Origin of the sequence: uncultured Ruminobacter sp. (genome assembly GCA_902764345.1) — a bacterium.
GTDB lineage: Bacteria > Pseudomonadota > Gammaproteobacteria > Enterobacterales > Succinivibrionaceae > Ruminobacter.
On record CACWVT010000006.1, the window covers coordinates 55,310 to 67,614 of the forward strand.

General features: G+C 46.0%; 10 protein-coding genes. 7 read left to right on the forward strand and 3 right to left on the reverse strand.

The features are described 5' to 3' along the window. The 3 genes from QZU58_RS02405 to QZU58_RS02415 all read left to right on the forward strand — a co-directional run bounded on the left by QZU58_RS02405 (position 1) and on the right by QZU58_RS02415 (position 2,847). Positions 1-1,014, forward strand: coding sequence for a phosphotransferase (locus QZU58_RS02405; RefSeq protein WP_294494474.1), 1,014 nt, complete (start codon positions 1-3; stop codon positions 1,012-1,014). Positions 1,015-1,269: 255 nt separating this feature from the next. Further along, positions 1,270-1,950: an N-acetylmuramate alpha-1-phosphate uridylyltransferase MurU gene (murU, locus tag QZU58_RS02410; protein WP_294494477.1), complete on the forward strand. Its 681-nt coding sequence runs from the start codon at positions 1,270-1,272 to the stop codon at positions 1,948-1,950. Next, the gene (locus QZU58_RS02415; protein ID WP_294494480.1) at positions 1,951-2,847 is read left to right on the forward strand and encodes a DnaJ domain-containing protein; all 897 of its coding nucleotides are present in this window, start codon (positions 1,951-1,953) and stop codon (positions 2,845-2,847) included. It begins immediately after the preceding gene. A gap of 125 nt (positions 2,848-2,972) precedes the next feature. Here QZU58_RS02415 and QZU58_RS02420 read toward each other — a convergent pair whose 3' ends face one another. Then, positions 2,973-3,842: an HAD family hydrolase gene (locus QZU58_RS02420; RefSeq protein WP_294494483.1), complete on the reverse strand. Its 870-nt coding sequence runs from the start codon at positions 3,840-3,842 to the stop codon at positions 2,973-2,975. A gap of 45 nt (positions 3,843-3,887) precedes the next feature. Continuing rightward, a complete protein-coding gene (locus QZU58_RS02425; RefSeq protein WP_294494485.1) occupies positions 3,888-4,586 on the reverse strand; it encodes an RluA family pseudouridine synthase in 699 nt (232 codons plus the stop codon). Between the two features lie 267 nt (positions 4,587-4,853). On the opposite strand from QZU58_RS02425, the gene QZU58_RS02430 reads away from it, so the two are divergent. Next, positions 4,854-5,828, forward strand: coding sequence for an NADP-dependent oxidoreductase (locus tag QZU58_RS02430; RefSeq protein WP_294494487.1), 975 nt, complete (start codon positions 4,854-4,856; stop codon positions 5,826-5,828). A 188-nt stretch (positions 5,829-6,016) separates the two neighbouring features. Here the strand turns inward: QZU58_RS02430 and QZU58_RS02435 are convergent, their stop codons facing one another. After that, positions 6,017-6,757: an outer membrane protein assembly factor BamD gene (locus QZU58_RS02435; protein WP_294462745.1), complete on the reverse strand. Its 741-nt coding sequence runs from the start codon at positions 6,755-6,757 to the stop codon at positions 6,017-6,019. A gap of 414 nt (positions 6,758-7,171) precedes the next feature. On the opposite strand from QZU58_RS02435, the gene rluD reads away from it, so the two are divergent. From rluD to clpB, 3 genes are all read left to right on the forward strand, one after another. After that, positions 7,172-8,164: a 23S rRNA pseudouridine(1911/1915/1917) synthase RluD gene (gene rluD / locus QZU58_RS02440; protein ID WP_294462743.1), complete on the forward strand. Its 993-nt coding sequence runs from the start codon at positions 7,172-7,174 to the stop codon at positions 8,162-8,164. Then, positions 8,164-8,979 (forward strand): peptidoglycan editing factor PgeF, encoded by an 816-nt coding sequence (pgeF, locus tag QZU58_RS02445; protein WP_294494490.1) that lies wholly within the window; start codon positions 8,164-8,166, stop codon positions 8,977-8,979. Before rluD ends, pgeF begins: the two co-directional genes overlap by 1 nt. Before the next feature lie 432 nt (positions 8,980-9,411). Continuing rightward, positions 9,412-12,009, forward strand: coding sequence for an ATP-dependent chaperone ClpB (gene clpB / locus QZU58_RS02450; RefSeq protein ID WP_294494492.1), 2,598 nt, complete (start codon positions 9,412-9,414; stop codon positions 12,007-12,009). The last annotated feature ends 296 nt before the right edge of the window (positions 12,010-12,305 follow it).

Genomic DNA, 12,305 nt, shown 5'->3' on the forward strand with positions numbered 1-12,305 from the left:
ATGTCCACCAGCAGACTTGAAGCTCTGACAGCATGGTATAAAAGCCTGTCAGCAAACCACGTTTCGGTTCCGGTAATGATTAGCGGTGATGCCTCCTTCAGAAAATTCTACAGGGTGGACGAGGGGATTCTTATGGATGCTCCTCCCGCAACAGAAAAGAACAGAGAGTTTGTTGAACTGAGCGCCCTTTATCTGAGTAACGGCATAAGGGTGCCGAAGGTTCTTTCCGTAGACTATGAGCACGGCTTCCTGTTGGTTGATGATCTTGGCAACGAGACCATGTCCAAGCATATGAATGCGGAAGAAAGCATGCCATTGTGCCTCAGAGCCGTAAAACTTCTGGCTCGTCTTGCAGGAGCAGGGGCCTCAGGCCTGCCTCCGTTCGACCGTGAATTCATGCTGAGAGAAATCGATATTGGAACTGAATGGTATTTCCGCAAAGCTCAGGGAGTCACGTTTACGTCTGATGACGGGAAGATCGTTAAGGATGCTGCTGAAATAATGATTTCCAATAATCTCAGTCTGCCACAGGTATTCATGCATCGTGATTTTCACTGCAGAAACATAATGCTTTCCGGAGACGGGCTTGCCCTTGTTGATTTTCAGGACAGCGTTCTCGGTCCGCTCACCTACGATTTTGCCTCACTGATATTCGACTGCTACCGTGATTTCTCCGAAGAGGATCGTACCTTTTTAATAAAGGCTTTTATGGATGAAGTCCGGAAAACAGGCGTTCTCGGTGATTCAGTGGATTTTGATGAATTCAGAAGAGCCGTATACATCACTGCTCTGCAGAGACTGTATAAATGCGTGGGTATATTCAGCAGACTGTATTTCCGTGACGGAAAGAACGGATATCTGCAGTACATTCCGAGGGTTATCCACAATATCCGGATGATTTGCGGAATGTACCCTGAACTGTCCGATCTGGCAGGCCTTTTTGAAAAATACGGCCGCCATAATCCGGATTTTGCCGATCTGGTGAATTCCTGCAGCAGTTTTAAGGCTTCTTAATCTTTCTTAAACGATCCGCGGTACCTTCAGGACTATGGATGGTTCCGCGGAACCCAACGTCTGAAAAACGTTTCTGTCCTGTTTATAAAGCGTTTAAATGTGGTCATGAACACACTATAATCAGACTTTCCCGTTTAAGTTGTAGGTTAATTTTATGTTTGGGATTAAAATGCAGTAAAAGCCATTGTGTCAGTTAAGTTCCTGACTGTTACCGATAATTCCCAAAAATAATCATCAGCAATAAGGGTTGTAAATATGAAGGCTATGATTCTGGCTGCCGGCCGGGGCGAAAGAATGCGTCCGCTGACCGATACCACCCCAAAACCTTTACTTAAGGTAAATGATAAGTCTTTGATTGAATATCATATCGAAAAGCTCAAAAATGTCGGAATTACGGAACTGGTAATAAACCATGCCTGGCTCGGTAACCTCATAGAGGAACGTCTGGGAGACGGAAAAAAATACGGGGTGCACATCAGTTATTCTCCGGAACAGCCGGGAGGTCTTGAGACGGCAGGAGGAATCAGACATGCACTTCATCTTCTTGGTGACGAGCCTTTTGCCGTGGTTAACGGTGACGTATACTGTGAACTGGACTACGGTGAGCTTGTCAGGACGGAACTCGGGGATGCGCTGGGATGTCTGTATCTGACTGACAATCCTGATTTTCATCCTGAAGGGGATTTCAGCATAAGGGACGGATATCTGGCATCTGACAGGGAACTGACCTTCAGCGGAATAGCGGTATACAGACCGGAGGCCTTCAGGGATATTCCTGACGAGAGGGCAAAGCTTAAGCCGTATTTTGACAGGTGGATTGCCGAAAGACAGCTTCTTGCACGTTATCTGCAGGCATACTGGTGTGATGTCGGCACTCCGGAAAGACTTGGCAGTCTTGATTTGCGTCTCAGGGAAATGAATAAGGCGGAGGCATAAATGAGTGATATAGTGAATCAGGTGGCAAAGAGAGCCTTTACTCTTGTTCTTACCGTTATCACTGCCGTGATATCCTTTTATTTCATGTTTGACACTCCGATGCCGGCCATGATTCTTGTAGGCGTGGCATGGGCTGTAGGAGCCGCACTGGATAAGAAGTACAATCCCGCAAACAAAAGACCTGAATATACCGAAGAGCAGAAACGCATTTTCAATGCTTCAAAATTTATTCTGGCCGGTTATATTTCACACAATTCCAGAGCCAGACCAAACCAGCTGGAAAAGATACTGAAAAGGCTTGATGATCTTGCTGACAGTGAGGAGGATAAGGCCTTTTTTGAAGAGCAGTTCAATCTGGGACGCACCGTCGGTTTCGATCCTACTGATACCTGCGTCAAACTCAGGGCTGCCATAAATGATGACGATGTTTACCGTCACCGTCTTATCGAGTTTCTTGTTTACGTTGTTTTCATTGACGGCGTAATGTCCATTGAGGAGAAGAATCGTCTGACCCGCGTTGCCGAAAGGATGGCCATACCGCTGTTTAAGCTTGAAAGGTACATCAGACAGAACAAGGCCATAAGTGAATTCGAAAACTTCATCTCCACTCTGGGAACAAGGCAGAAGCATGAAGAGGCCAGATATTCCAACAACGGTTACTCAAGAGGATACGTGCCTCATGATGAAGTGTCCAACTCTCTTGAGGTATTCGGGCTGAACAAGAAGGCCAACATTAACGATGTGCGTTCGGCATATCACAAGCTGATGAAGAAGTATCATCCCGATCGTCTGGTCTCCCGCGGACTCAGCCCCGACATGATTAAGCTTTATTCCGAGAAGACCAAGGTTATTCAGAAGGCGTACGACATTCTGAAAAAGCATTATGAGAGTCTCTGACATTAGCCTTTGGGCGTAAGGGGCATTCCTAAACGGAAGTTCACGGGGACACTAAAAGAAAACCCGTTATTGATCACATGATTGGATTGATAACGGGTTTTTCATATCAGTTCCGGGCAGGGGCATCAGTCGGGAGCGATGCCGAATTCCTCACGGGTCTTCTGAATGAGTTCGAGTATTTCGGCCTCCGATACGGCCTTCGTTAAAATTGATTTAACGGCGTGTTCGATTGGAGAGTTCTCGGAATAATCGGTTTTGAATATGAGGGAGGCTCTCTTACCTGATGCACAGATGTCCCTTACTCTGTTCTTGCCGTTCGGATTCTTATCATCATATACGGCAATTGAGTGTCCGCCGAGATTATTCATTACCCTGAAGCATGGAATGTCAGTGGAACCGTCACCTATAAACAGCATTCTGTTGAAGGGAATCGTACGCTGTTCATCGGGAATATACCTGTTGACGGTACTGTTTTCACTTTCATCAAGGGCTCCCTTGTTTATTCTGAAAAGATACTGGGTTTTGGTGGTGTAGTTAATTGCCTGTGCCGGCCAGCAGGCTACTCCGTTGGCATCATACATGAAGCTGGATGCAAAGACCTTTTTGAATTTTCCGTTGATGGAACATCCTTCGATTATTTCCTTAAGCCCAGATGATATGATGTAATGCTCCACGTTAACTCCTATGCTTTTACCAAAGGAATTGATGCGGTCGAACCAGGTTTCAACACCGGGGAAGAGAGTGATTTTTTTCCCGTTATTTACAAAATCCTCTCTTCTGATTGGGAGATCCGCAGCCTGTGCCTTCTTGATCATGAGGTACATGTATGACAGGATGTGGTCGGCGTTCTGTCTTGTACCGATTATCGATGATTCCTTCCAGAATTCCTCTGCCGTTAAGCCAAGCTTGGGAATAAAATCATATTCCTGCATGTTGTGATTGCTGAGGGTGCCGTCAAAATCATATGCAATGGCAAAAGTTATTTCCTTATCCATGGTTCATCTCCACATAATATGTTCCGGTGAAGCACAGTCTGGAGTTTAAAACAGTTTTACGTCATCCGGAATGTCAAATGGCGGTAAGGTGGTAAACTCCATGAGTTCATTGGTAACAGGATGGTAAAAAGACAGATACCCAGCATGGAGCTGCAGATGCGGAACCATATCCCTGAGTTCAGGAGGCGCGTATAAATGATCTCCGAGAATCGGATGTCCCAGCACCATCATATGAACTCTGAGCTGATGAGACCTGCCGGTAATCGGCTGCAGTTTTACCAGAGTTCTGTCATTTTCCCTTTTCAGACACGTATAATTGGTGATGGCCTCGCGCCCGTTAACGTAATCGACGCGCTGCAGAGGTCGGTTCAGCCAGTCCACGCACAGAGGTTTGTTAACAACTCCCGCATCCTGTTCCACAACTCCGCCGACCCAGGCAAAATAGGTCTTGTGGGTTTTTCTTTCCTGAAACTGCTTGCCGAGGCGTCCGGCGGCAGTTTTGTTTTTGGCCACAACCAGAATGCCTGAAGTGCTCATGTCAAGTCTGTGCACGGCCGCCGCATCCGGACTGTCTCTTCTGACACGGCTGAGGATACTGTCATTATGTTCCGCTGCTTTTCCGGGAACGCTCAGCAGTCCGCTGGGCTTGTTTACGACAATAATGTCGGTATCTTCATAGAGAACCTCCAGAAACGGTTCCATTGGCGGATTGTATACGAAGGTGTCTGAATCTTGATTACTCATATAATTAGTATATTCTGTCTGTTGCGTTATCGATGTGTGATTGATTGCTTTTTTGATGAAACTCCGGATATTTTAACCGACTGTTTTGAGTTTTGTTAAATTTTTTATCCGGGAACGTCATGAGGGGCGGTGCGGTATCAGTAATAATGAATATTATCAGGTATTGTGTAGTACGTCATTGATATGACGTAAATCTGTTTTTTATTGAATATAAAATAATGTAGAATGAGCATGTCCCGTGTTTATGACAAGAAAATAGGAAGTTTTATGTCAGCATTAGAACTCCGTGCCTACGGCGGTGTGGAAAATCTGGTTTTTAATGACAGCACTGAAGTTGCTTTACCGGAAAAAGATGAAGTCCAGGTCAGGATTTTAGCTGCAGGCGTGAATGTCATAGATACAAAAATCCGTCAGGGTACAAGTTTTGCCGCAAAGACCAGAGGGGAAAGATTTCCCTGGACCATCGGTTTTGACATGAGCGGCGAAGTCGTGAAGGTTCCCAAAGATTGTGAGGACTTTCAGGAGGGTGATTTGGTATGCGGTCTTGTGGGCTTTCCGCTGAACGGCGGTGCGTACAGTTCCGTGAATAACTTCCAGACATCCGAACTCATAAAGATTCCGGAAGGCTGCGGAATTAAGGTTGCCGGAGCTCTTCCTCTGGCAGGTCTTACCGCATATCAGGCTCTTTTTGACATCGGTCATTTACAGCCTGAGCAGACCGTAATCATTTCCGCTGCTGCCGGCGGTGTCGGACACATTGCCGTTCAGCTTGCAAAAAATGCCGGTGCCAGAGTTCTCGGCATATGTTCCAAGGAAAACCACAAATTCGTAAAGGGACTGGGAGCGGATGCCGTTGCCGAATATGACAACGAGGAATGTCTTAAATGGCAGAGTGAGGCTGATCTGTTCATAGATCTTGTGGGCGGACAGAGCGCAATCAATAATCTGTCTCTTCTGAAGCTTAATGCCACCATGGTTTCTGTTCCCACAATAACTTATCAGGCAGTCAGACTTGCCGCCACCGACATGTCTATCAACGTGGCCGGAATGGTGGTCAAGCACAACAAGCTTCAGCTTAAAAAGATGCTTGACATGATTGCGGACGGAGAACTGAAGGTGCATATTTCAGAGAGCTTCTTTCTGAAGGACGGTGCCAAGGCTCATGCCGTAATCGGTTGCGGTCATACCGTGGGCAAGGTAATCCTGCTGCCTAACGGGATAGTCCGTGAGGTAAAACCCTGATAACGCCTAATCATGAAAATTTCAAACATGTAAGAGATTTTTCCGATTACTTAAAAATAAAGATTAAAAACCCGGAGCACTGATAGTATGAACTCCGGGTTTTTTAATCAAATTACATAATTACCGTCGCATCGAACTGCCGCAACGTGCCCGATTTCAGTCAGTGGCAGCTTTTCTGAAGTGTCCGGTTATTTGCCGAAATTAAGATCATAAAGACGCTGAGTGTTGTTTGCGGCGTCGGTCAGATTAAGATGCTGATAGCTTTTTATCAGGTACTGAAGCGCTTCCTTGGTTTCGTCGCTTCCCTGATATGACAGAATAAGTTTCTGACAGTGTCTTGCCGTAGATATATAGGCCTGCTTCTTGTAATAGTATTTTATGACTGACATTTCGTGTTTTGAAAGCATGCTGCGGATAAATATCATGCGGGCATAGGCGTCTGCCGCATACAGGCTGTTAGGATATGAGGTATACAGTCTGTTGAAATCCTTAAATGCGGTTTCGTAATACGCCATGTCGCGTTCATGATTGTCGATATGGAGCAGATCCAGAAATCTGTCGGTTGCTTTCTGAAGATTGGTGAGACCGCGCATGTAGAGAACGTAGTCGATGTGTTCATCAGACGGATTAAGACGCATGAATTTGTCTATTTCCGCAATGGCCAGTTCGTTTTCTCTGTCCTTGTAGTAGGTGTAGATAAGGTTCAGCTGAACCTGATGTGCATACGGACCGAAAGGATAGCGGTTATCGATGGCTTCAAGATTGAGTCTGGCCTTGTGGTAGTTTTCACTGGCCATGGCCTTGTATGCATCGACATATAATTCATGCGGCTGTTTGTCTGGAATTACATCTCTGTTCTTGGATGAACAGGCAGTCATCATAATAATGCTTAAAATAGAAATTCCCAGTTTACTTGCAGTGCTCAGCATTTTTTATTTCCATTATCTGATTCTGGCAGATTTGATTAATTGTTCGTCTGTAATTGCGGCCATCCGCCGGTACGTCACGCCGTTCCGTAGTAATTTGTCCGCAACGGTCAGGCCGGTGGCTTTAGTATCTGATGTTCAGAGAGTCATAAAGTTCCGCTGACCTTTTACGGCCGTTGGTTACGGATGCGGGACTGACGACCCTGTGCGCAATGCTCTGATTATAATACACAAAAACCAATCAATATTCATTCAATAGTTGATAATGCGATGATAATCTTTGGTATTGGTGATTCGGATTCCTTTCAGACGAAATGATTTGCGGACATTTTGAAAGCATTTTTGCTGACGAATCAAAAAGAATGCATATAAATGACGGCATATGCTAGAATGCACTAAAATTTGAGGTGTTTATACATGAGTCAGACTATAGAATTAACTTCCGTCATTCCTGAAGACATGCACGGCATGAGACTGGATCAGGCATTAAGTGAGCTTTTTTCAGATTATTCCCGCAACAGACTGAAAGGCTGGATACTGGAAGGTCTTGTAACCGTAAACGGCAGACCGGTGCTTGTTCCCAGAGAAAAAATAAATGCCAATGACAGCGTGGTTATAAATGCGGTTATTGACAGTGAGGATCATTTTATTCCGGAAGAAATTCCCCTCAACATTGTTTATGAGGATGATGATCTGCTGGTTATAAACAAGCCTGCCGGACTTTCAGTTCATCCCGGTGCCGGTCGCAGAACCGGAACCCTTCTTAACGGACTGCTGTACAGATATCCGGAGAGCATAAATCTTCCGAGAGCCGGCATTGTGCACAGACTTGATATGGATACTTCCGGATTAATGGTTATTGCCAAGACCATCAGAGCCGTACACAAGCTGGTAAAAGCCATCTCCCGTCATGATGTTGTCCGTGAATACGAGGCAGTGGTCATCGGGCACATGACCGCAGGCGGTGAGGTTGACGAGCCTATAGGAAGACACCAGACCAACAGAATAATGATGTCCGTTGTACCTGAAGGCTACGGCAAGGAAGCCGTAACCCATTATCGTGTAATGGAAAAGTTCAGAGCCCATTCAAGACTTCGTTTAAGACTTGAAACAGGCAGAACCCACCAGATTCGCGTGCATATGTCATACATAAAGCATCCTCTGGTAGGTGATCCTCTTTACGGCGGTAAGAGAGCCAGATTCATTCCTAATGCGTCAGCCGAATTTACCCGTTACGTAAATACCTTCCCGAGACAGGCTCTTCATGCCATCAAGCTGGAATTCGTACATCCGTTTACCGGAGAGGAGCTGTCCTTTGAAGCTCCGGTTCCTGATGACATGATTGAACTTGTTGAGGTGCTTCGTGAGGATACCAGAGAGCATCCGGATGACATTGTCTGGGGATTCTGATGTCCGGGCTTGGCAGGGATAACGGTCTTATGAGTACTCCGTCAGATAATCCGTCACTTGAGAAGTGTCTTATAAACGTAAATCCTGAGGCGGCGAACCTGCCGTCCGGAGTTCATATGGCTTTTACCACCAGAAAATGCGGCAGAAGCAGGGCTCCGTTTGACAGTTTCAATCTCGGCCTTCACGTCGGAGATGACCCGAAGCACGTTGATGAGAACAGAAAACGGCTTCTCACCGATCTCTCCGGTGTGGAAAGAATTGCGTGGCTGAATCAGATTCATTCCACTGACGTTGTTACGGTGGATGATGGTTACGGTAAGGCTCAGGATGCTGATGCCGCGGTAACCAGAAGCAGGGGAATTGCTCTGGCAATAATGACCGCTGACTGTCTTCCCGTCCTTCTGGCATCCGACGACGGTTCGGTGGTGGGAGCTGCCCACTGCGGCTGGCGCGGACTTGCCGGCGGTGTTCTTGAAAATACCGTCAGGAAGATGAATACCGATCCCGGGAAAATCACGGCATGGCTGGGGCCGTGCATAGGCCCTGAAGCCTTTGAGGTCGGCGAGATTGTCCGTGAGTCTTTCTGCTCCGGTAATCCTGACGGCGACAGATATTTCCGCGTGAGTCCGCCAAAGAACGGTGAAATCAAGTATCTTGCGGATTTGCCGGGGCTTGCACGTCAGAAGCTGAGGCAAATGGGGGTAGTCAGGGTAATATCATCAGGACTGTGCACCTATAGCGACAGCAGCCGGTTTTTCAGCTACAGGCGCGAACACGTCACCGGAAGAATGGCAAGCCTTGTATGGATAGGTTAGACTGTCAGCGGCCGTCGCCATGTCCTGTATTCTGTTCACGCAGACTTTTTCTCTTTTTTAATTCATTCTCTTCATTTCATGCCTGAGTTCCTTTTACCGTGAAAGATTTATTCTTGGATTTTCATGCATTCACGGTAATCAGCTTAATAACGGTTCCGAATTCCTTTTCCGGCAGAGGAAGACATAACGGAAAACATAACGGAAAACATAACGGAAGACATCGTTTAATTAATGCGATTTCCGTGTCCCGGAAATTATTTTGCATTTACTGACATGTTCCTTTCCGTACTTCGTTTTTTATTATCCGCAGGATTTTTGGTCACCTGTATAAAATTCGATAAAAATATAATTTTTTTATCGTTTTACTTGAAAATTTATCAAAAGATACCATGTCTTAAGTGTGAGAATAAAAAAATACAGAGGTGACAGAGTATGAGATTAGAATCGTTAACCACTCAGCTGCAGGAGGCTTTGCAGGATGCGAATTCTCTCGTGGTTGTTAATGAACAGCAATTGATAGAACCTGCACACATCGTAGAAGCTCTCATCAGCATGCAGGGAAGCTCCATTCCCGCCATTCTGACGCTGTGCGGGGCAGATGCCAATGCCGTAAAAATACTTCTTGACGAAGAAATTAAAAAGTTTCCTGTAGTTAAGGGAGCCGGCGCGAACATTCAGATGTCACCGGCTACCGGCAGGGTATTTAATCAGAGTGAAAGACTTGCCAAGGAATACCAGGACAAGTTTATTTCGTCTGAACTTTTTGTTAAGGCTGCCTTTACCGAAGATTCTCTCGTAAGAGATGTTTTCACCAAATGCGGCATTAACAAGGGAAAGCTTGATGACGCCATAAACAAGGTTCGCGGCGGAGAGAAGGTAAATGATGCCGAAGTTGAATCCAACCGCCGTGCCCTTGAAAGATATACCATTGACCTTACCGCAAGGGCCGAAAGAGGCAAACTGGATCCTGTAATCGGCAGAGACGATGAAATAAGAAGAGCCATACAGGTGCTGCAGCGCAGAACCAAAAACAATCCGGTTCTTATCGGTGAACCTGGTGTCGGTAAAACCGCCATTGTTGAAGGGCTGGCACAGCGTATCGTAAAGGGAGAAGTGCCTGAGGGACTGAAGAACAAGAGACTGCTGTCCCTTGACATGGGTGCGTTAATTGCCGGCGCAAAATACAGGGGCGAATTTGAGGAAAGGTTAAAGGCCGTGCTTAACGCTCTTGCAAAGGAAGAGGGCAGGGTTATTCTCTTTATCGATGAAATACATACCATGGTGGGAGCCGGCGGTGCCGACGGCGCCATGGATGCCGGTAACATGCTCAAGCCTGCGCTTGCAAGAGGCGATCTTCACTGCATGGGTGCAACAACACTTGACGAATACCGTAAATTCATCGAAAAGGACGCCGCACTTGAAAGAAGATTTCAGAAGGTGTTTGTAGGAGAACCGTCAGTTGAGGATACCATCGCCATACTGAGAGGCCTGCAGGAAAGATACGAGCTTCATCATCATGTTGAAATTACCGATCCGGCCATAATTGCCGCCGTAACTCTTTCCAACAGATACATTACTGACAGACAGCTCCCTGATAAGGCCATAGATCTTATCGATGAGGCTGCCGCAAGTATCAGAATGCAGATTGATTCAAAGCCTGAACCTCTGGATAAGCTGGAACGAAAGCTTATTCAGCTGAAGATCGAAAAACAGGCAGTGTCAAAGGACAGCGATGATGCAAGTAAGAAGCGTCTTGAAAACCTGAACGAGGAAATCGAGGCGAAGGAAAAGGAATACAGTGAACTCGAGGAAATCTGGAAGGCTGAAAAGTCCAGCATGCAGGGTGTTCAGCATCTTAAGGAGGAACTTGAAAAGGCAAGATTTGACTGTGAAACCGCACAGCGAAAGGGTGAATTTGAAAGAGCGGGTGAACTGCGTTACAGCATAATTCCTTCTCTTGAAAAGCAGATTGAGAATGTTAACAGGCTCAAGCTTGAAGCCAAGAATGACGACAGCAGACCAAAGCTTCTGCGTAACAAGGTTACCGAAAACGAAATCGCCGAGGTTGTTTCCAGAGCGACCGGTATTCCTGTTGCAAAGATGATGGCGGGAGAAAAGGAAAAACTGCTGAATATGGAAAACACCCTTCATGACAAGGTAATCGGTCAGAATGAGGCTGTTGACGCCATAGCAAATGCCATCAGAAGAAGCAGGGCCGGACTGTCCGATCCTAACAGACCGATCGGTTCATTCCTGTTTATGGGACCTACCGGTGTGGGTAAGACCGAACTTTGCAAGGCTCTTGCCGAGTTCATGTTTGATACCAGGGATGCCATGGTCCGCATCGACATGAGTGAGTTCATGGAAAAGTACTCCGTGAGCAGACTTGTCGGTGCTCCTCCGGGATACGTCGGTTACGATGAAGGCGGGTATCTTACCGAGGCAGTGAGAAGACGTCCTTACAGCGTTATCCTTCTCGATGAGGTTGAAAAGGCTCATCCTGACGTGTTTAACATTCTGCTTCAGGTGCTTGATGACGGCAGACTTACCGACGGACAGGGCAGAACCGTGGATTTTAAGAATACGGTGATCATCATGACTTCAAATATCGGATCCGAAATCATTCAGGAGGAGACCGGTCATAAGAGTTATGAGGAGATAAAGAGTGACCTGTTCCAGGTACTTCGCGGTCATTTCAAGCCTGAATTCCTGAACAGAATTGATGAAACGGTGGTATTCCATCCGCTGGATGAGGAATGCATCAGAAAGATTGCCGGAATCCATCTGAAGAGTCTGAGTGACCGTCTTGCAGGTTCTGGTTTCCAGGTTGAGTTCTCTGACAACCTGTTATCAAGAGTTGCCCACATCGGTTTTGATCCGGTATTCGGTGCAAGACCTCTGAGAAGGGCTATTCAGGATGTTGTGGAAAACCAGCTTGCACAGCTCGTTCTTAAGGGAGACCTCATGCCTGACAGCACATATGTGGTAGACCTTAATGAGAATGATGAACTTAAGGTAAGTAAAAAGTAGTCTGACGGATTACGAAACATATTACCCGGGCTGATGCCGTGTTTAAAAAGGATTCTTCTGCGGAAGAATCCTTTTTGATTTACAGATGGAAAGTAACTTATTAACAGGGAATAAAGGCAAAATGGCAAAAAAGAGGCAGACTGTGAATAAAAAATGATTGTTTTGATTACAAAATATTCAAAAAATATCTTTTTTGGGAAAAAGATCAAAAAAAGTGTTGACGAAAAAAATAAAAAACCTAAAATACACATCGTTCGCTGAACAGAGCGAAACGAAAAAAGTTCTTTAAAAACGAA